The organism is Kribbella sp. NBC_00382 (assembly GCF_036067295.1).
GTDB lineage: Bacteria > Actinomycetota > Actinomycetes > Propionibacteriales > Kribbellaceae > Kribbella.
Genome location: NZ_CP107954.1, coordinates 5,683,125 through 5,700,691, shown reverse-complemented (window position 1 = coordinate 5,700,691; position 17,567 = coordinate 5,683,125). Strand labels below are relative to the sequence as shown.

At 68.8% G+C, this 17,567-nt stretch carries 14 protein-coding genes and 1 pseudogene; 7 read left to right on the top strand and 8 right to left on the bottom strand.

Annotated elements, in window-relative coordinates; translation table 11 throughout:
* Window position 1: 1 nt before the first annotated feature.
* The 3 genes from OHA70_RS27210 (at window position 2) to OHA70_RS27200 (ending at window position 3,257) form a co-directional block, all read left to right on the top strand.
* Window positions 2-673 (top strand): hypothetical protein, encoded by a 672-nt coding sequence (locus tag OHA70_RS27210; RefSeq protein ID WP_328322482.1) that lies wholly within the window; start codon window positions 2-4, stop codon window positions 671-673.
* A gap of 147 nt (window positions 674-820) precedes the next feature.
* Entirely contained in the window at window positions 821-1,834 is a 1,014-nt protein-coding gene (locus OHA70_RS27205; RefSeq protein WP_328322480.1) for an EamA family transporter, read from the top strand.
* A complete protein-coding gene (locus OHA70_RS27200; RefSeq protein WP_328322478.1) occupies window positions 1,782-3,257 on the top strand; it encodes a carboxylesterase/lipase family protein in 1,476 nt (491 codons plus the stop codon). The genes OHA70_RS27205 and OHA70_RS27200 overlap by 53 nt, the downstream gene beginning before the upstream one ends.
* Here the strand turns inward: OHA70_RS27200 and OHA70_RS27195 are convergent.
* From OHA70_RS27195 to OHA70_RS27175, 5 genes are all read right to left on the bottom strand, one after another.
* On the bottom strand, window positions 3,246-4,400 hold the full coding sequence (locus tag OHA70_RS27195) for an alanine--tRNA ligase-related protein (protein WP_328322476.1): 1,155 nt from the start codon (window positions 4,398-4,400) through the stop codon (window positions 3,246-3,248). The genes OHA70_RS27200 and OHA70_RS27195 overlap by 12 nt on opposite strands.
* Window positions 4,401-5,086: 686 nt before the next feature.
* Window positions 5,087-6,208, bottom strand: coding sequence for a glycosyltransferase family 4 protein (locus OHA70_RS27190; RefSeq protein ID WP_328322474.1), 1,122 nt, complete (start codon window positions 6,206-6,208; stop codon window positions 5,087-5,089).
* Window positions 6,205-7,449 (bottom strand): M48 family metallopeptidase, encoded by a 1,245-nt coding sequence (locus OHA70_RS27185; RefSeq protein WP_328322472.1) that lies wholly within the window; start codon window positions 7,447-7,449, stop codon window positions 6,205-6,207. The genes OHA70_RS27190 and OHA70_RS27185 overlap by 4 nt, the downstream gene beginning before the upstream one ends.
* Window positions 7,442-8,995 carry a hypothetical protein gene (locus tag OHA70_RS27180; protein WP_328322470.1) on the bottom strand — a complete coding sequence of 518 codons (1,554 nt, stop codon included), beginning with the start codon at window positions 8,993-8,995 and terminating at the stop codon, window positions 7,442-7,444. The genes OHA70_RS27185 and OHA70_RS27180 overlap by 8 nt, the downstream gene beginning before the upstream one ends.
* A gap of 101 nt (window positions 8,996-9,096) precedes the next feature.
* Window positions 9,097-10,164, bottom strand: a complete 1,068-nt coding sequence (locus OHA70_RS27175; RefSeq protein ID WP_328322468.1) for a C40 family peptidase — start codon at window positions 10,162-10,164, stop codon at window positions 9,097-9,099.
* A gap of 367 nt (window positions 10,165-10,531) precedes the next feature.
* Between OHA70_RS27175 and OHA70_RS27170 the strand changes: the two genes are divergently transcribed.
* Window positions 10,532-12,778 carry an ATP-binding protein gene (locus OHA70_RS27170; RefSeq protein ID WP_328322466.1) on the top strand — a complete coding sequence of 749 codons (2,247 nt, stop codon included), beginning with the start codon at window positions 10,532-10,534 and terminating at the stop codon, window positions 12,776-12,778.
* Window positions 12,779-12,902: 124 nt separating this feature from the next.
* Here OHA70_RS27170 and OHA70_RS27165 read toward each other — a convergent pair whose 3' ends face one another.
* The 3 genes and pseudogenes from OHA70_RS27165 to OHA70_RS27160 all read right to left on the bottom strand — a co-directional run bounded on the left by OHA70_RS27165 (window position 12,903) and on the right by OHA70_RS27160 (window position 14,566).
* A complete protein-coding gene (locus tag OHA70_RS27165; protein WP_328322464.1) occupies window positions 12,903-13,088 on the bottom strand; it encodes a hypothetical protein in 186 nt (61 codons plus the stop codon).
* Window positions 13,089-13,092: 4 nt separating this feature from the next.
* Window positions 13,093-13,221, bottom strand: a pseudogene (locus tag OHA70_RS39805) (YSIRK-type signal peptide-containing protein); the annotation flags it as partial.
* A 37-nt stretch (window positions 13,222-13,258) separates the two neighbouring features.
* Window positions 13,259-14,566 carry an NYN domain-containing protein gene (locus tag OHA70_RS27160; protein WP_328322462.1) on the bottom strand — a complete coding sequence of 436 codons (1,308 nt, stop codon included), beginning with the start codon at window positions 14,564-14,566 and terminating at the stop codon, window positions 13,259-13,261.
* A 216-nt stretch (window positions 14,567-14,782) separates the two neighbouring features.
* On the opposite strand from OHA70_RS27160, the gene OHA70_RS27155 reads away from it, so the two are divergent.
* The 3 genes from OHA70_RS27155 to OHA70_RS27145 all read left to right on the top strand — a co-directional run bounded on the left by OHA70_RS27155 (window position 14,783) and on the right by OHA70_RS27145 (window position 17,523).
* On the top strand, window positions 14,783-16,549 hold the full coding sequence (locus OHA70_RS27155; RefSeq protein WP_328322461.1) for a DEDD exonuclease domain-containing protein: 1,767 nt from the start codon (window positions 14,783-14,785) through the stop codon (window positions 16,547-16,549).
* A gap of 157 nt (window positions 16,550-16,706) precedes the next feature.
* Window positions 16,707-17,159, top strand: coding sequence for a hypothetical protein (locus OHA70_RS27150; RefSeq protein WP_328322459.1), 453 nt, complete (start codon window positions 16,707-16,709; stop codon window positions 17,157-17,159).
* A gap of 76 nt (window positions 17,160-17,235) precedes the next feature.
* Window positions 17,236-17,523, top strand: coding sequence for an Lrp/AsnC family transcriptional regulator (locus tag OHA70_RS27145; RefSeq protein WP_328322457.1), 288 nt, complete (start codon window positions 17,236-17,238; stop codon window positions 17,521-17,523).
* The last annotated feature ends 44 nt before the right edge of the window (window positions 17,524-17,567 follow it).

Below are 17,567 nucleotides of genomic sequence, written 5' to 3'. Positions count from 1 at the left end.
GATGAGCAAGGTCCCGAAAGCACCTGCGCGCAGTGATCGGCACACTCGGCGGTGGCCGGCTTCGTTGGCCGTGATTGTGGCGCTTGGGCTGCAACTGGCGGTGCCGGCGCAGATCATGGAAGCGCCGCGGTGGATCATGCCGGCCATCGGTGGCGCGCTGCTGATTCCGTTGATCTGGACGAATCCGTTCCACCTGCGCCGCGACGAGACCTGGTTGCGCTGGATCGAGCTCGTCCTGGTCGCGGTACTCGTCGCCATCAACGCCGTCTACCTGATCAGCCTGATCGTCCTGCTCGCCTCCGGTGAGACCGCGGACGGCAGGGTGCTGGTGAAGGCCGCGCTGCTGATCTGGGTGACGAACGTGGTCGCGTTCGCGCTCTGGTACTGGGAGATCGACCGGGGCGGTCCGTTCGCGCGGATGCCCGAGCATGAGCACGAGGAAGAGCGCGCGGATCTGCTCTTTCCACAGATGACCGTTGATCTCCCCGGCTGGGAACGCTGGCTCCCCGGTTTCACCGACTATCTCTTCGTCGCGTTCACGGCGTCCACCGCGTTCAGCCCGACCGACACGATGCCGCTCACCGCCCGAGTCAAGACGCTGATGGGGTTCCAGTCCGCGATGGCGCTGCTGACCATCGCGGTCGTCGCGGCCCGCGCCGTCAACGTGCTCTGACCGCCTCTTCATCCACATGCCCTGGCGGCGCCCGTCCACGCCTCGGCAAAGCTCTCGACGGCCCTGTAATGAGTGTGAGAGTGTTACGCCCATGTACAGGTTCCCGGCCTGCTGAAGGCTGGGAGAGCACGTGGAGGTGGAACAGGGATGGCACACGACGCTGCGCGGACCAAGTCCGTCGGACTGGGTTTCGCCGTGTTCTCGGCGATCACGTTCGGCGGATCGGGGCCGTTCGCGAAGGCGCTGATCGAGGCCGGGATGTCGCCTGAACAGGCGGCCTGGATCCGGATTCTCGGCGCGACCGTCATCCTCGTCCCGCTGGTACTGATCTTCCGCGGCAGCGCCGGCGTTGCGGCCGCGCGACGCTCCTGGCCGCAGCTCGTTCTCTACGGCCTGACCGGGATCGCCGGCTGCCAGACCCTGTTCTTCGTCGCTGCCAGCAGGCTCCCAGTCGGGATCGCCTTGTTGCTGGAGTTCTCCGGCCCGCTGCTCGTGGTCGGCTGGCTCAAGTTCGGCCGCAAGGTCGCCGTACCGCGCTCGGCCGTACTGGGCGTCGCGATCGCGCTCGTCGGCCTGGCGACAGTCGTCGAGATCTGGTCCGGCCTCAAGCTCGACCTGATCGGCCTGCTCGCCGGACTCGGCGCGGCCGCCTGCCAGGCGACGTACTTCATCCTGATCGACAAGCTCACCGGCATCGCCGACCCGCTCGTGATGACGGCGGCCGGCAGTGTCGTCGGCTCGATCGCGCTGACCGTCGTGGCAGTGCCGTGGACGATCCCGTGGCACACCCTCACCGACACGATCGCGATCGGCGACCGGTCCGCACCGGGCTGGATCTTCGCGGCCTGGCTGATCGTGGTCAGCACAGTCGTCGCCTACCTGGCCGGCGCTGCGGCGGTACAGCGGCTGTCGGCGGCGATCGGCGGCGCGGTCGCGTACCTCGAGGTAGTGGCGGCGAGCATCTTCGCCTTGATTCTGCTCAACGAGACGCTCACCACCAACCAGATCATCGGTGGCGCGATCGTGCTGCTCGGCGCCTTCGTCGCGCAGTCGTCAGTGGGCAAGGTCGCACCGCCGGAGGTACCGCCGGCAGGGGATGATGACCTGTATGGACTCCATCGCGGTGACATCGTCGGGGCAGCTCCGGGGCACGACCACTGACGGGATCACCGCCTATTTAGGCATCCCGTACGCCGCCGACCCGGCTGGCCCGAAGGCCTTCCAGGCACCCGAGCCGCCGCCAGCCTGGGACGGAGTACGGGATGCGATCACACTGGGGTCGACCGCACCGCAGCCGCCGTACGAGCCCCCGTACGACGTACTGCTGACGAACCCCCTGACGGCAGGACCGGAGTTCCTCAACCTCAACGTGTGGACGCCAGGCGGGACCGGATTGCCGGTGCTCGTCTGGTTCCACGGCGGCGCCTTCCGCAACGGGTCCAATGCGATTCCGGCGTACGACGGAACCGCCTTCGCCCGTGATGGCGTGATCCTGGTGGGGGTCAACTACCGGCTCGGCGTACAGGGCTTCGGGGTGCTGAAGGATGCCCCGAGCAACCGTGGGCTGCTCGATCAGGTGGCGGCCCTGCGGTGGGTGCAGGAGAACATCGCGGCGTTCGGCGGCGACTCGGGACGCGTGACGATCGCCGGTCAGTCGGCGGGTGGGATGAGTGTCGCCACGCTGATGTCGATGCCGTCGGCGACCGGTCTGTTCCAGCAGGCGATCGTGCAGAGTGGTTCGGCGACTGCGACGGCGCTCGCTGCGGATGGCGCCGTGATCACCGCGGAGGTGGCGAAGCGGCTCGGGGTGGATTCGACTGCGGCCGGGTTCACCTCGGTGGCGATCGAGGAGCTGCTCGCCGCGCAACGCGTGGTGGCGGCGGAGCTGCGGCAGAACCCGGATCCGGCGCGCTGGGGTGCGACCGTGGTCAGCGCGGGTGGCGGGATCATGCCGTTCTTCCCGGTGATCGACGACTCAGTACCAACGCGGCCGCTGGACGCGATCGCGGCCGGCTCCGCAGCCGGGGTCGATCTGTTGATCGGTACGACGACGGAGGAGATGCGGCTCTTCTCGATTCCGTCCGGGATGGCAGCCGCGATCACCGCCGAGGCGTTGCCGGTGCTGCTCAGCCGGTTGGGGATCGATCCGGCGATCGCGGCGGTATACGCGGCGAACCGGCCTGATGAGTCGCCCGGTGAGGTCTTCAGCGCGGTGGTCAGCGACGGGTTCTTCAGCTTGCCGACGCTCCAGCTCGCGCTAGCCCAGCGCGCGCATGCGACGGCGTACCTGTACGAGTTCGACTGGCAGTCGGCGCTCGATGGGCTGCACGCGTGCCATGCGCTTGAGTTGCCGTTCGTGTTCGACACGTTGGCGACGGCGACCTCTCCCCTGTACGGCGCTGAGCCGCCGCAGTCAGTTGCCGACTCGATGCATGCCGCGTGGGTGTCCTTTGCGACGACGGGCCGGCCGGGCTGGTCGGCGTACGAGACGACCACCCGGCCGGTGATGACGTTCGGCCTCCCCACCCGACTGGTGGAGAACCCGCGGGCTGCTGAGCTGGCGCTCTGGATTTCAAGCAACTAACTGGAGCACGAGATCGCGGGGCAAGCCGTGGGTCTCGTGGAGGTAGTCGAAGTCGGAGTCGTCGAGGGTCTTCTGGAAGCGTTCGTGGCTGAGGATCCGGCGGCCGCGCTCGAGCAGGTTGCTGAATCGGATCTCCTCGTCGATCAGGATCCGCCGAACCAGGGTGAGCACCTCGCCCTGGTGGAAGTGCTCGCCGGTGTGCTCGAACAGCTCCATCGGCAGATCGGACAGCGTCCGGCTGTCGTCGGAGCGCCAGAGCAGGGTGAGCACGCGGCGGATCAGCCGGCGCAGCACGTAGCCACGGCCGGTGTTCGACGGGTGCACGCCATCGCCGATGATCACCATGCTCGACCGCAGGTGGTCGATGACGATCCGCTCGTCGGTCTCGTCTAGCTTCCACAGCTGAGGGATGATCCGCGTCCACGGCTCGAACAGGGTTGTCTCGTAGACCGACCTCTTGCCCTCCAGCAGCATGGTCAGGCGCTCGAGGCCGAGGCCGGTGTCGATGTTCTGCTGGCTCAGCGGCTGCAGCTCGTGGTTGTCGAGGCGGCGGTACCGCATCATCACGTGGTTCCACACCTCGACCCAGCGGTCGTCGGTGGTCGGGGTGCCCTCCGGGTCGCCGTCTCCGGTCCAGACGAAGATCTCCGAGTCGGGGCCGCAGGGTCCGGTCGGGCCGTTCGACCACCAGTTGTCGTCGGTGGTCAGCTCGATCGGCAGGCCGAGGTCCTGCCAGGTAGTGAGTGATTCCTGGTCGAGCGGGACCTGGTCGTCGCCGCCGAACACCGTCACGTACAGGCGGTCCTTGCTGATCTTGAAGCCTTCGGTCAGCAGGTCGAATCCCCAGCGCAGCGTCTGCTCGGTGCCGTAGTCGCCGAGCGACCAGGAGCCGAGCATCTCGAACACGGTCAGGTGGGTCGGATCACCCACCTCGTCGAGGTCGGTCGTCCGCAGACATCGCTGCACGCCGACCAGTCGTCGTCCGAGTGGATGCGGATCGCCTTCCAGGTACGGCGTGAGCGGATGCATGCCCGAGGTCGTGAACAGCACGGGGTCGCCGGGGCGCGGAATCAGCGAGGACCCCGTGGTGGGGATGTGCCCGTTGCGCCGGAAGAAGTCGATGAAGGTCTTGTCGATGGTCATCGCGGTTGTTCCTTGTCCTGTGAGATGACCAGAAACGAGCCGGGGCAACAAAAAACCGGCGGACCGTTTCCGGTCGCCGGTTGGGGTGAAGAAGATGTCAGGCAGCGGCAGCCGGAGAGCACGAAGCTCGTACGGCTACTGCGACGAAAGACATCTGATGCATGTCACCAACAGTACATGATCACCCCTCGCCGTCCACCACCTCCAGCCCCACCCGCCCCTCCCCCTCAGTCGCACCGCCCCGCAGTACCCGCTCCGCCCCGTCCCCCGGCCCCACCTCGCCCGCTCCGCCCGACCGCCGGCCCCACCTCGCCCGCTCCGCCCCGTCCCCAGCCCAGGGCGTACGCCCCCGCCCGCTCCGCCTTCGCCCCTCCGCCCTCGTCCTCTCACCCGCGGGCCCCCGGGGGCGCGAGGGCCCTCGAGGCGCCGCCCCATTTGGGTGGTTATCCCCTGAGGTTGTGGGTTGCCACCCGATATTCCGGGGTGACAACCCACAAGGTGAGGGGTTAACCACCGAAACGGGGCGGCGAGGGCGTGGGCCGGGGCTGGGCGGCTGAAGGGCGAGGCGTAGGCCCGGGGCCGGGGACGGGGGGGCAGGCGTAGGCCCGGAGCGGGGGCCGGGGACGGGGCAGGCGTAGGCCCGGAGCGGGGCCGGAGCGGGGGGGGCGGGACGGGGCTGGGCTGGGTTAGCGGAGGTCCAGCAGCTCTCTCAGCAGCAGGCCGGACCCCGACCAGGTCCACGTCTCCCGCACCCATTCGCGGCCGGCCTCGCCCATTGCTTTCGCGCGGGCGGGGTTGGTGAGGAGTTCGGTGATGCGGACTGCGGTGGCTACCGGGTTGTAGGGGTCGACCAGGTAGCCGGTTTGGCCGTGGCGGACTGTGTCGGGGGCTCCGCCGGAGTCGCCTACTAGGACTGGTTTGCCGGTGGCGGAGGCTTCTAGGGTGACTATGCCGAGGGCCTCTGGTTCTAGGCCGAAACGCCTTGTTCTGCAGGGCATTGCGAAGATGTCGGCGGCATCGACGTACGGCGGGATGTCCTCCCACGGGACTGCGCCGGTGAAGCGGACAGCGTGCGCCACGCCGGTCTGCCGGGCCAGGTCTTCGAGGCGGTCTCGGTCGGGGCCGCCGCCGACGAGGAGTAGGACGGCATCGGGGACATCGGCGAGTACGCGGGGCCAGGCTTGGATCAGCGTGTCCTGGCCTTTGCGCGCGACCAACCGCGAGACGCACACCACGACCGGGACATCCTCCAGGCCGAGACCCTTGCGGACCTGCTCTCCCCCGCAGCCGGGGAAGAACCTCGACGTGTCGACGCCGGGCGTCAGCCGCCGCATCCGGGCAGCGGCATCGACGGAGAGGGCCGGCGCGATCTGCTCCTCGCACCAGCCCGAGACCGACGTCATCGTGTCGGCCGCATCCCCGATTCGTCGGAGTGCCTGGCGCGCTCCCGGCGTACCGGCCCACCACGTCTCGTGCCCGTGAGTGAGCGCGACGATCCGCCGCGCACCCGCCCTCCGCAGCGCCGGCCCCATCAACCCGAGCGGTGCCGCGGCACCGAACACGACCCGATCAGCCCCGTACTCCCGCATCACCCGTACCGCGCTCCGCGTCACGCGGGCCGTCGGCAACAACATCGACGTCCGATCGCGGACCACCGGAAACGGCAGCCCAGCGTCATACGACGCGGCACCCGGCATCCGCGAAGTCAGCACCACCAGGTCGGGCAACTCCGAGCACAACGACCGGACGAACGTCTCGATCCCACCCTGCCGTGGCGGGAAGTCGTTGGTGACAACGAGAACCGTCACTTCTTGACCAGTGGAGGAACTGTCTCGCCGTGCTCAGTAGCCCACGCCCGCCCCATCGCGATCCGCTCCGGCGGCGTCGGGTGGTTGGCGAACATCCAGTAGCGCCAGCGACTCGGCTCCAGCCCGGTGATGTTGCGCACCGAGAGCTCGCGCTGCATCTCGATGTAGTCGGCTGGATCCTTGGTGAGCTGCAGCGAGTGGTAGTCCGCGCGAGCCTCGATCTTGCGGCTGACCAGATTCTGCACGGGCGACGCGAGCGTCGTACCGGCGACGATCAGCGCGAGCAGCAGCGCAGTACGGCGTGGATCGGAGACCCGGGCCCCGAGCAACAACCTCAACAGGACAATCGCGAAGGCCGAGCCAAGCGCGCCGACCAAAGTCCCGTGCAGGACATCGTCCTCGGCGGCATGCCCGAGCTCATGCGCGACAACCAACCGCACCTGCGCCGGCGTCGCATCCTTGAGCAGCGTGTCGTAGACGACCAGCCGGCGCGTCGACCCGAAGCCGGACACATACGCGTTCACCGTCGTCGTCCGCTTGGACGCATCGGCGACGAGCACATCCTTGACCGGTACGCCGTCCTGCTGCGCCAGTTGCATGAACTCGTCCCGCTGCGCACCGGCCGGCATCGAAGTGAAGTCGTTGAACCTTGGCTCGACGATCACCGGGTAGGCGAACGAGACACCGAGCACCAGGACCGCGCAGGCGATCGCCGCCGGCGCCCACCACCAGGTCTTCCATCGCTTGGCCAAGGCAATCAATCCGAGGCTGATGGCAACCAAAGCCAGTGACATCAGCAACCAATTGACCAACCGGTCGCGCAGCCACAGATCCCACGCCTCGGTGGACAGCCCGTACTTCCGGGTGACCCGCTCAGCCATCGCGTCCGTCGGCAGCGTGATGATGCTGGCGATCAGGCCCAGCCCGAGCACCACGACGGGGACAGCCAGGTACCAGCGGCGGATCCGCGTCACGGCGTACAGGCGGCGGCCGAGCGGGCTGAAGCCGATCGTCAGCGGGACCAGCAGCGAGAGGATCCAGGAGACCGTTGACCAGGGCAACAACTCGTGCCGGAACTGGTTCTGCTGGTCGATCTCGGCGGTGCTGAAGTCGAGCGCGGCGTCCGGCTTCGGCAGGTCGATCAGGTGCCAGGGCGTGGTCGTGACGATCACGACGACCAGGGCGGCAGCGAGCACCAGGGCAGCTCCGACCGGAGCCAGTTTGGCGGCTCGCTCAGACACCGGCGAGCCTCTTCAGGTACCTCTGCCAGTCGGCCGTGAACTCCTGCTCGGTGGTGCCGAGCACGGTCTTGAAGGCATCGGCCAATCCGGTGCGGCTCTTCGACACGTGCACGGCCCGGTAGAACTGGACCAACTTGCTCTGCCCCTCCCGCTCGCTGATCAGCCGGCAGGCCAACCAGGCCGATTCGTAGGCCTGGGGCAGGTCGGCCGACGAGGCGGCGAACGCTTCCGGGGTGGGCAGCGTTTTCGGCGTCTTGCCGGCCCGGACCGCCTTGAACAGCTCCTTCGCCGCCGATTCGTCCTGGACGGACACGGCGGTGAAGGCGACGTAGTCGGCGAAACCCTCGGCCAGCCACAACGGTACCGGCGAGGCGGTAGCGGTCGAGGCGACGTGGGTGGTCTCGTGGGTCAGCACGATCCGGCGGCCCTGCCGGCCGAGCTCCTCGAACAGCTTCGGGTTGGCGACGATCCGGGTCGGCGCGCCGGTCAGCGGGGTGTCCAGCTCGGCCATCGTGACCGCGGCGATCTGGGTGTAGGTGCCTGGCTGGGCGCCGAGCACGTACTCCATGTCGGACTGCTTGGCGGGCAGGTAGATGACCGCCTTCTGCTTCCAGTTCTTGCCCCAGACCTTCGTCACCGACGAGACCGCGCGGTCCGTGACGGTCGCGTAATCGTCCGCGTCGGCCTGTGAGTCGAGGCTGATCACCAGGCTGTGCTCACCCTTGGCGACCTCGATCCCGCCGAGCGCCCAGATCGGCCGCCGCTGGCCGGCCACGAAGCGCTCGCTAAAGGATGCCGCGTACGTCGTACCGTCGCGCGTGACGAAGGTGACCGGCAGGGTCTCGCGGGCCGGCTTGGCGTCGAATCCGCTGAGTTGCCAGGACACCTCGACCTGAGCCAGCCAGGACTCGGTACCGCCGAGCTCACTCTGCCGGTCGGGCGGCAGGGCGCCGACATCGTCGCTGACATAACGCAACTGGAAGGTGGCCAACGGCAACTTGCCGAGGTTGCTGTAGATCGTCCGGGCCTGCGCGTCGAACGCGGTGGCCTTCGGGTCGATGGTGTCGAGGAAGGACGCCTTGCGCTTCTCGTCGATCGCGTCGGCCATCTTCTGCAGGACGGCCTGGCCCGCCGCGGCCCGGCGTACGCCCTCGGCCGCCTCGTCCGGGGTGGACTTGTCGGCGCCTGGGCCCTGCGTACTGTTGCCCCGGGCATCGGGAGCGGCGGGAGCGTCCGCGATCTTGCGGAGTCCGGCGAACCCGGCGACACCGACCAGGCAGACGGCGACGCCGAGCGCGACCTTCTTGACGATCGGCCCGTGCGCGGACGACCAGCTGCTCACGACCTGGATCGCGGTCGGGCGCCCAGGGCCCTCCCCGACCGCATGCTGCGCCGGGATCTGGATCGTGGTCTGCTCGGACGGCGAAACCCGATGCTCGCTGAACTCGTCGACGGCACCGTCGTGGCCAGCAGGGGGCAGCGTACTGCCGCGCTCGTCGACCACCTCAGCCCCTCGCTGCTCGCCTGCCCCCGTAACAGGAGTCACTTCAGTGTCCTCCTGGGACGACAGTCAAACATGGGCGTGAACAACGAGCCGGCTCCGGGGGTGTTGGTCCCCCGGAGCCGTAGTGCATGCCTTGAGTGGGCTCAGCCCGGGCGGACCGCGCCGGTGTAGCCGCTCATGTAGTCGAGATCGTCGGTCTTGACCGGCTTGCCCGGGTTCGGCGCGTGCACCATCCGGCCGTTGCCGATGTACATCCCGACGTGGTGGATCGGCGAGCCGTAGAAGACCAGGTCGCCGGGCTGGAGGTCACCGCGGCTGATGTGGCGGCCTTCGCCGTACTGCGCCTTGGAGGAGTGCGAGAGCGAGACGCCGGCCTTGCCCCAGGCGTACATCGTCAGGCCGGAGCAGTCGAACGAGCTCGGGCCGTCGGCGCCCCAGACGTAGCTGTCGCCGAGCTGGTTCATCGCGGCCTCGACAGCCGCGGCCGCGCGGCCGCTGGCCGGTACCGGGGTGTTGTTCTCGGGGTCCTCGGAGGTCCGGTCGCCGCTGCGGGTCGGGCGCTCGTTGCGGGCCTTCTGCGCTTCCTTCTCGTTCTCTTGGTTGATCCGGTCGCGCTCGGCGTCGCTGAGCTTGCTCAGCACCTTCTCGGCGGCGTCGAGGTTGGCCTGCAGCTGCTTCTTCAGGCCGTCCTGCTGGGACTGCACGGCCTGCAGCGCGGCGAGCTCGCTCTGCTGACTGGCCTGCAGGTCGGCGAGCTTGCCCTGGGCCGACTGGAACCGGCGGAGCGCCGAGTTCTGCTGGCCGGCGAACGCCTGCGCGGTGGAGGCCTGGCTGAGGAACTGGTCGGGGTTCGTCGACAGCAGCAGTTGCGCCGTCGTCGTCATCCCGGAGGTCTGGTACCCGGCCACCGCGAGGGAGCCGATCTGGCGCTTGACCGCGTCGACCTGCACCTGCTGCTTCGCGATCCCGGCCTGCAGCGCCTTGACCCGGATCTGCGCGGCGGTGATCTGGCCACGAAGGTCGTTGGCCGCCTCACCGGCGTCCGCCGCCTTGGTCTGCAGCGCGGCCACCTGGGCCTTCGCCTGCTCCAAGGTCGGTTTCTGATCCGCGTCCGCCCCGCTCTGGATGAAGATCACTCCAGCGACGACTGCGGTGGAGGTGATGGCGGCGAGGGCAATTCCCTTGAAGCGCTTCGTGCGGCCGATGGACACAGCCCGGTCGGTCCCTTCCTCTGCTCGACGCCGTCCCCGTCAACCCACCTGGCCGGTACGGCCGGTCGGTCACCCCTCGGCTAGATCTTCGCTGCCCGTCCGGCCTGGTCGACCGACACTGTGAGGCAACGAGAGGTAACAGTAGTAACCGATTCGTGACCGGTGCAATTCGCCCCTCTGGTTTGATCCAAACTTAACGTCGCGAACGCCCTTTGTACTGACGTGTTCGCACCACGCAGGCCGCCGTTTCGCCTTTCCCAGCAGCGTTCCCCCCGACACTGCTGGCCACGCCCGCTGATGCAGAGCGTGAGCGGGTGTCACTAAGATGGCGCGGCAGCACCTGTCGTCGGCTCTGAGAGGACGGCCCGTGACCGAGATCGGCCAGCAGATCCGGGCCTTCCGCCGGCGAGGTGGACTGACCCAGGAGGAACTGGCCGAGAAGGCCTCGCTGTCCGCGCGCTCCCTGCGCGAGGTCGAGGCCGGCCGGGTGGCCAGGCCGCGGGCGAAGTCGATCCGGCTGATCGCCACCGCGCTCGATCTGTCCGCCGACGAGACCCGGCAGCTGCTCGCGCTGGTCGCCGCCGACGCTCCCCCGCCGGCCACCGGCCAGCAGCCGTCGAACGCGCCGCACCAACTGCCGGCCGCCGACGTGCACTTCACCGGCCGGTTCGCCGAGCTGCGGCAGCTGGACGAGCTCGTCTCGGACCGCCCGTCGGCCCGGATCGTGACGATCACGGCCATCGGCGGGAGCGGGAAGACGGCGCTGGCAGTGCACTGGGCCCACGGCGCGTCGGCGCGATTCCTGGACGGCCAGCTGTACGTCGATCTGCACGGATTCACGCCCGGGCACACCCCGCTAGATCCCGCCCGGGCGCTCGGCGGGATGCTCGGCGCGCTCGGAGTCGCTCCGGGCGAGCAGCCCGCAGCCCTGGACGAACGGTCAGCGCTCTTCCGCTCTCTGGTCGCCGATCGGCGGCTGCTGATCGTGCTCGACAACGCGGCCACCGCCGAACAGGTCCGGCCGCTGCTGCCGGGATCGCCCAGCTGTGCGACCGTCATCACCAGTCGCGAGCGGCTGGCCGGGCTGGTCGTTCGCGACGGAGCGAAGCCGCTGCTGCTCGACGCCATGACCGAATCCGAGGCGGGCCAACTCCTCCGGGCGATCGTGGGCGCCGAAGAGGTGGACGGCGATCGCGGGGCCGCGGCCGAGATCATCGACCTCTGCGGCCGACTACCACTGGCCATCCGGGTGGTCGGAGCGGGGATCGCACTCGGTGAGCAAAACACCTTGCGCGAGTCGGCCGACGCCTTGGCGGCACCGGGCCGGCTCGAACGTCTCTCGCTGCCGGAGGACCCGGCCGCGTCCGTCCTATCGGCCTTCCACCTGTCCTACGACCGGCTTCCCGACGAGCTGAAGCTGCTCTTCGGCCGGCTGGGCATGCTCCCCGGTACTACGTTCGGCACGAACGTGGTGGCGTCCCTGATGGCCTCGCCGACCGAGCTGGCCGAGGGCCGGTTGCAGCGGCTGGCAGCGCTCAATCTGGTCCAGCAGCGAGCTGACGGACGCTTCGATCTGCACGACCTGGTCAAGCTCTTCGCGCAGCGATGCGCGGAGCCGGACGCGGCGGCTGTGCGCCGGGCACTCGACTACTACCTCCAGGCAGCTGAGGCGGCCAACCTCGCCCTTCGGCCCTCGCGTGTCCGCACCCCGGTGGACCCCGCACTGGACGGCGTGATCACGGAGTCCTTCGGAACGCCCGAGGCCGCCGGTCAGTGGTGCGCCGACGAGTTGGCCAACATCGCGGACGCGGTGGAACTGGCGGTCTGGTCAGGGCAGGACCGGCATGCTGTCCAGTTGCCGACGAGCATGATCGACTTCTTCAGCATCAGGAAGGTCTGGCCGGTCTGGCTGGCGACCCACCAGCATGCGCTGGTCGCGGCCGAGCGGCTCGGCGACAAGGAACGCGAAGGCATTCTCCACTGCGGTCTCGGTGTCGCGTACCGGGAGTTGCGCGAGTTCGACCAGGCACAGGAACAGCTGGAGAAGGCCGCGGCGATCGCGCGCGAAGGCAACCATCGGCTACCGCTTGCCAGAGCCCTCAGCACCCTCGGCATCCTCGCGGCCGATCGCGGCGACGACGCCGCCGCGGTCCGGTACTACGCGGCGTGCGTGCAGATCGCGGACGAGGACGGCGACGAGTACGGCGCCATGCTCGCGCTGCTCAACACCGGCTTCATCCACCTGCGCGGGGAGCAGCTCGAACTGGCCGAAGCCGCGTTCGAACGGGTGCTGCCGATGAGCCGGCGGTTGCGTGCGACGGATGTCGAGACGGCCTGTATCGGCGCCCGGGCGGAGATCCTGCGGCTCAGCGGTGAGCCCGAGCAGGCGCTGGCCTGGTTCCGCAAGAGCGCCGCCCTGGCGCAGCGGACCAACAACCCCAACGGTCAGATCAGCGGTCATGAAGCCGTCGCCAGGACACTGGTACAACTCGGCCGGACCGGCGAGGCGAGAGCTGCCTATCTGGCCGCCCTGCGGGTCGCCGATGAACTCGGCGATCCCCGCCGGCTGGAGCTGCAGACCGCGCTGGACCAGCTGCCCCACACGTCGACCTGACTCTTAGCCCCACCCTGTGTCGTCTTGCATCGTTCTCTCCCCAGATTCGTCCTTGCTGACGGGGAGAAACGCTATTTGCGGCCTATCGCCGGCAACAGGCGGCTGACCGGCAGTTCTGAGGCAATCAGACCGCGTCGGCGGCCGTTTCGCCTTCTCCAGCAACACTTGGCTCGACGCTGCTGACGGCGTGCACCAGGCGTAGTGGTGGGACCAGGCCGGATTGGGCGAGGACGTCCAGGGCAGCTAGTTCTTCGTCGTCGATACGTAGTGAGGTTTGCTCGGGTGGCATGCCGAGCACCACGGTGACCACGCAGTCACGGCAGCCGGGGCCTCTCATCGCACACGCGTCGCAGTCGATCAGCACAACGTCCTCCAAGGTGGGGAAGCACCCGGACTTGCATCCGGCTGAGAAGGACGCTAAAGACCCCCACCGACAGTTTTCTGCGGACCGCGTGTCACCGGCCCGCTACGGCCCCGATTTCAGCCGCGGGCGATGCGGTTGATCAGGGTGGTGGCGGACAGGGCGCGGGCGCCCATCGTGACGGTGCTCTCGGCAACTTCGCGGTCGGTGGAGACGACCACGACCGGGCGGCCTGGCGGCTCGGCGCGGACCAGCTGGCGGATCACCTCGTCGGCGATCACGCCGGCGGGGCTGAAACGGACGCGGACGCCGCGCGGTGGGTTCAGTTGGACCGGGCCGGACAGCTCCGCGCCGTCGAAGACGACAGTGACCTCGATCCGCCGCTGCGCGACCAGGGCGCCGAGCGCGGTGACGAGGCGCTGGCGCTGGGAGTGCAGCGGGGTGCTCGGCCAGGCGGTCTTGGTGACGTTGTAGCCGTCGATGATCAGATGTACCTGCGGCAGCGCGAGCAGCTCGTCGAAGAGCGTCGGGTCGTCGGCCGGCGCGGTACGGCCGACGGGCGCCGTCGCGGGTTCGACGCCGGCGACGGTGTCGGCCGGGCGGAGGTCTCCCCCGGGCGGCAGGGTCAGCTCGCGACGGAGTCCTCCCGCTGCTTCGACCAAGGTGTCCAGCAGCAGGCGGGTTCTGGTCGAGGCCAGTTCCTTTTCCTGCCCCGCAGTACGGCGGGCCGCGTGCTCGACCGCCTCGAGTTCGGTGATCCGGGCCCGGAGCTTGCGCACCTCGCGCTCGACCTCGGCCCGGGCAGCATCAACCCGTGCGTCAGCGGTCGCGGCCTCGGTCGTGCGCAGTTCGAGATCGGTCTGCAGGCCGGTGATCCGTTGGCGTGCTTCGTTCAGCTTGCGGCGGAGGGTGACATTCTCGGCCTTCAGCTCGGTGACCTGCTCGCGCAGGCGTTCACGCACCTGGCGGGTCTCGGTGCGGGCCTGGTCGAGCTGGTCGTGCAGGCGCGTGACGGCGTCCTCGTCGACGCCGGGCTTCTCCGGCGGCAACTGGGCGGCATCGGCGACCCGCTGCTCCCAGTCGTCCGGCCTGAGCAGGTACGCGAGTGCCGCGACCTCCGTCGGCTCGGCGGCCGGCACTGCGAGTCCGTCGGCGACTGCGTCACCCAATTCGGGGTGCCCACGGCGTACCTCGAAAGCGACCAGTTTGCGGAAATGGTCGTCGGTCGCGAGGATCGGGCCGAGTACGGACGCCGAGAGCTTCGCGCGCTTGCCGGGCGCGAAGCTGGCGAACCGCCGCAGCGGAGCCGGGATGTCTGTCGCGGGCAACTGCCCCAACGCCTGGGCGGCCAAGGTCAGAACCCGTTGCCGCACGGGTTCGGGCAAGGTGGTGGCAGCGGAGCTCGCGGCGGTGCCTGCCTCAGCCACCGGTCCGCAGTCCGGTCGGAACGGCCCCCTGGCACAGCCAGTGATGCAGACCACAACGACCGGGCGCGCGGCCCGGAATCGCAGTGATCGCTTGTGTACGCATGCCTAGAGCGTAGTCGGTTCGCCCCCGTCAGCCACGCTGTTTGTTGTTGATGCTTCACCGAAGTCGCGTGTCCCGGGAGGGAATTGTCGGTGGCGGCTTCTAGCGTCGTCGGCATGAGCAGTCAAAGCTCGCCGATCCGCGGCGTCCAGCCGAGCTTCGACGACCTCGGTACGCCGTTGCGCGACGTCACCTTCTGCGTCGTCGACCTGGAGACGACCGGTGGCGCGCCCGGTGAGTCGGGCGTCACCGAGATCGGCGCGGTCAAGGTCCGGGCCGGCGAGCTGGTCGCGGAGTTCCAGACGCTGGTCAATCCGGCCGAGCCGATCCCGCCGTTCATCGCCGTACTGACCGGGATCACCGACCGGATGGTCGCCTCGTCGCCGCGGATCGAGTCGGTACTCCCGGCCTTCCTCGAATTCGCCCGGGGCTGCGTGCTGGTCGCTCACAACGCGCCCTTCGACGTCGGCTTCCTCAAGCACGACACCCAGGTGCACGGGTACGACTGGCCCGACTTCGCCGTCGTCGACACCGCGCAACTCGCCCGCCGGGTGCTGACGCCGGACGAGACGCCGAACTGCAAGCTGGGCACGCTCGCGAAGTTGTTCAGGACAACGGTCACGCCGAACCACCGTGCCCTGTCCGACGCGCGCGCCACGGTCGACGTACTGCATGGATTGTTCGAGCGGGTCGGATCGCTCGGTGTGCAGACGCTGGAGGACCTGCAGACGTTCTCGTCCCGGGTGGCGCCGCAGGTACGGGCCAAGCGACATCTGGCCGAGTCGTTGCCGCATGCACCTGGTGTCTACCTGTTCACCGACGATCGCGGCGAGGTCCTGTACGTCGGCAAGTCGAAGGATTTGCGCAACCGGGTCCGGTCGTACTTCACCGCGTCGGAGCAACGGACCCGGATCGGCGAGATGATCGGGATCGCATCCGGCGTCCGCGGGATCGAGTGCGGTACTGCGCTTGAGGCGGAGGTACGCGAGTTGCGGCTGATCGCCGAGCACAAGCCGCGGTACAACCGGCGATCCAAGTTTCCTGAGCGGCAGCACTGGCTGAAGGTGACGGTCGAGCCGTTCCCGCGACTGTCGCTGGTGAAGCAGGTGCGGGATGACGGAGCTGGGTATCTCGGGCCGTTCAGTTCACGCAAGACGGCCGAGCGGGCGATGGCGGCGCTGCACGAGGCGTTCCCGATTCGGCAATGCACGGATCGGATGTCGAAGTCGCCTGCGGGTTCGCCGTGTGTGCTGGCCGAGATGGGTCGGTGCGTGGCGCCTTGCGACGGGCGGGTTTCTGCTGAGGCGTACGGGGCGCTCGTGATCGGGTTGCGGTCGGCGCTGACCGAGGATCCGGCGCCTGTGGTCGCTGCGCTCGATCGGCGGATCGATGTGCTGTCGGCGGACGAGCGTTTTGAGGATGCGGCCGTGCAGCGTGATCGGTTGAGCGCGTTCGTCCGGAGCAGCGCGAAGATGCAGCGGATGGCGTCCGTCACCGGGTGCGCGGAGATCTGCGCAGCTCGGCGGACCGAGGACGGTGGGTGGGAGCTGCACGTGATCCGCCGCGGCCGGCTCGCGGCGGCCGGGATCAGCCCGCGTGGAACGGATCCCCGGAAGTACCTCGAGATGCTGCGCGCCTCGGCCGAGACGGTCCTGCCGGGCATCGGGCCTGTCGCCTCGGCCTCACCCGAGGAGATTGAGCTGGTACTGCGCTGGCTCGACTCCCCCGGCATCCGGCTGGTCGAGATGGACGGCACGTGGACCTGCCCGATCAGCGGTGCCGGCCGGCATGTGGCCCGGCTGGACAATTCCCACTCGGAGGCTCACCACCACCCGAGCGAACGTCGTCGCAGAATGCGCCCCCTAGGCGCCACCGCCCGCTAGGCAGCCATCGGCTGCGGCTCCCTGATCCTCTCGACAGCGACCGGGTACGACGGTCTTCGGCCGTCCACATTCGAGGCGTCGTCCGAGGACGGCCCCTCGCCTGTCCACGAATCGCTTGCGGCGGCTGCTCAGTCGGGCGTCATGGCAAAGTTGGGGGGTGACTGATCCGTTCCAGTTCTTCACGCCCTCGCATCGGCACGGCGGCCCGGGCTATCGGGCGCCCGACGATGCGATCGAGAGTTGGCAGAAGCTGGCCGAGGAGGTGCGGCGCGAGCTGGAGCGGATGGGGTTCGCGGCTGCCGTAGTACCGGGTGGTGATCCGCAGGGGTTGCCGCCGGGCGCGCACATCTGGGTCAACACGGTCGAGCCGTTCGGGGTCACCATCGACTGGGATCCGCCGGTCACCGGCAGTCCGGAGTACGTCGAGAAGGTGCTGACCCAGGACGTGACGAGCGGGCTGTTCTCGTACGTGGTGAACGCCTCGGAGATCATCGTCCGGGCGCTGTGCGAGGTGCTCCGCGAGGCTGGGTTCAAGGTGCTGATCGATCATGCCGGCGGGCGGACGTACAACTACCGGGTGCTGTCGGCTCCACGGTTCCCCAAGTTCTGAACCGGCTTGGGCGGCACAGGCGGGGTCGGCACTATGCTTCAGCGCGGTAGGGGGCTGGTTTCGAGGAGAGGACGACATGGTCACCGCGATCGTGTTCATCAAGGCCGACGTCGCGCGCATCCCGGAGGTCGCCGAGCAGGTGGCCGCGATCGAGGGCGTCAGCGAGGTGTACTCCGTGACCGGCGGGCTCGACCTGATCGCGATGATCCGGGTCGCCCACCACGACGACCTCGCGACCGTCATCCCCGACCACGTGAACCGGGTGCCCGGCGTACTGAGCACGGAGACGCACATCGCGTTCCGCGCCTACTCGACGCACGACCTGGAGGCAGCCTTCAGCCTCGGCGAGGAATCGGGTTTCTGAGGTTTCCGGGGCGGAATTCCACGGTCTGACTGACACGCGCTGAA

What these genes read in the sequence shown, in the direction of transcription:
- OHA70_RS27210 (WP_328322482.1), top strand. Translation starts at nt 2, where the DNA reads ATGAGCAAGGTCCCGAAAGCACCTGCGCGCAGTGATCGGCACACTCGG.
- OHA70_RS27205 (WP_328322480.1), top strand. Translation starts at nt 821, where the DNA reads ATGGCACACGACGCTGCGCGGACCAAGTCCGTCGGACTGGGTTTCGCC.
- OHA70_RS27200 (WP_328322478.1), top strand. Translation starts at nt 1,782, where the DNA reads ATGGACTCCATCGCGGTGACATCGTCGGGGCAGCTCCGGGGCACGACC.
- OHA70_RS27195 (WP_328322476.1), bottom strand. Translation starts at nt 4,400, where the DNA reads ATGACCATCGACAAGACCTTCATCGACTTCTTCCGGCGCAACGGGCAC.
- OHA70_RS27155 (WP_328322461.1), top strand. Translation starts at nt 14,783, where the DNA reads ATGAGCAGTCAAAGCTCGCCGATCCGCGGCGTCCAGCCGAGCTTCGAC.
- OHA70_RS27145 (WP_328322457.1), top strand. Translation starts at nt 17,236, where the DNA reads ATGGTCACCGCGATCGTGTTCATCAAGGCCGACGTCGCGCGCATCCCG.